Below are 2052 nucleotides of genomic sequence, written 5' to 3'. Positions count from 1 at the left end.
TGAAAGGCAAATGTCCTGACTGTGGCACCGGAATGTTTCGGATATTGGGAAAATAAACGATTTCTCAATATTAAAGAAATGATCGGTTAGATACTAAACATCAAAGCGCTACTCTGAAATTATACTTTTTTCAGAGTAGCGCGCTGGTATTTGCCACTTAAGAAAATAAAAGCTAAATTTCATACTTGTATTCTTTTAATATGCGAATGCAAAATTATTAAAATATGGAAAAGCTATGAAATACGCAATAATATCCGATGTCCATGGCAATTTAGAGGCATTCCAAAAAGTAATAGACGAAATCAAGAAAGATAAAGTTGATAAATATCTGTTTGTTGGAGATATTGTGGGTTATGGGGCAAATCCTTGCAAATGTATCGAAGAGTTGAAAAAATTAAAATGCGTAGCCGTTGCAGGGAATCATGATTATGGAGCGGTTGAATTGTCTTCAATAGACAATTTTAATTCATATGCCAAAAAAGCAATACAATGGACAATGAACAAATTGTCCCAAAAAGATAAAGAATTCCTGCAAAAACTGCCCTTAGTTCAAACAATAGACAATATAACATTAGTACATTCCACGCTTCAAAATCCTGAAAAATGGGAGTATGTTCGTTCGACTTTTCAAGCTCACAAAAGCATAGAAACCCAGAAAACTTCTCTTTTATTCGCGGGACATTCTCACGTGCCAATTACTTTCTGTGAACAGTCGGAAATCAAGGGATCTATCAAATTTTCAAAAGAAATAAGAATACAAATAGAAGACGGTTACAAGTATTTTATAAATGTTGGCAGCATAGGTCAGCCAAGAGACGGCAACCCAGAAGCTTGTTATGCCATATATGACAAAGATAAAAAAATTGTAGAAATAAAAAGAATGGAATACGACATAAAAAAAGCACAAGAAAAGATTCTTGAAGCCGGGCTACCTAATAGGCTTGCAGAAAGATTGGAATTAGGAGAATAACTTTCGTAATTGGTAATTGGTAATTTTAAAATTAAGAATTATGCCCATCTGTTTGTTGGCGCAAGGTAGGATTTTCAGGCAGGCAGTTTTTAATCGTATTACGATTTACCGATTACGATCATTTATACTACATTACCATACCACCATCCACATTGATAACTTGACCCGTTATATAAGAGGAATCCCCGCTAGCAAGAAATAAAACGAGATTTGCCACCTCTTCAGGCGCACCTATTCTCTTCAATGGGATTGCATTAAGCATTAGTTGTTTTCTTTCTTCATTTAAATCCTTTGTCATAGATGTTTCAATAAACCCCGGAGCAATAGTATTTACTCTTATATTGCGTGAAGCTAACTCCTTTGCCAAAGATTTCGTAAGACCTATTATTCCCGCTTTCGAGGCCGAATAATTTACTTGTCCTGCGTTACCCATAATACCGATGATTGAAGATATATTGATAATCGCTCCTGCTCTTTGCTTCGTCATAAACCTGCTTGCTGACTTGCAGAAATTAAATGCACCCTTAAGATTTATTTTTATTACATCATCCCATTCTTCTTCTTTCATTCTTAAAATAAGATTATCTTTGGTAATGCCCGCATTATTAACAAGCACATCAATTCTGCCCCATTTTTCCATTTCATTGTTAAAAAGCGCTTCAACCTGTTTATAATCGGCTACATCTACTTTATAAATCCAAGATTTCCTACTCTTTTTTTGGATTTCGGCTGCAACTTCTTTGCATTTTTCTTCATTCATATCAATAAGAACAACATCAGAGCCTTCTTCTGCCAATTTAAAAGCAATGGCTTTGCCAATACCCTGCGCAGCTCCTGTAACCAATGATACCTGATTTTTTAACTTCATAATTTTAAATTTTTATAGAAGAGGAATAATTGAAATAAAACTTATAATCAGAAATGAAATAAGGACGAATTTCCCATAATTCTATTTCGCCATTGTCACGCCCTTTTCAATAAAATAAACCCTCAAAAAAAATATGCGACAATATCAAAATAAAATTCCACTCACTTAATATAGGCAACTAAAAATACTTACTTCTTTTCTTTTTTCTCTTTTT

Annotated in this window: 1 protein-coding gene and 1 pseudogene; one reads left to right on the top strand and one right to left on the bottom strand. The window is 34.0% G+C overall.

From position 1 onward, the window contains the following. The first annotated feature begins 235 nt into the window (after positions 1-235). Positions 236-970: pseudogene (locus tag KAS42_03850) on the top strand (metallophosphoesterase family protein). Between the two features lie 127 nt (positions 971-1097). On the opposite strand, the gene fabG reads toward KAS42_03850, so the two are convergent. After that, complete coding sequence (fabG, locus tag KAS42_03845; protein MCK4905358.1) at positions 1098-1841, bottom strand: 3-oxoacyl-[acyl-carrier-protein] reductase; 744 nt, start codon at positions 1839-1841, stop codon at positions 1098-1100. Between the last annotated feature and the right edge of the window lie 211 nt (positions 1842-2052).

The sequence above is a fragment of the bacterium genome (genome assembly GCA_023135785.1).
GTDB lineage: Bacteria > CAIJMQ01 > CAIJMQ01 > CAIJMQ01 > CAIJMQ01 > CAZNJA01.
This window is presented reverse-complemented; position numbering and strand designations above follow the sequence as displayed.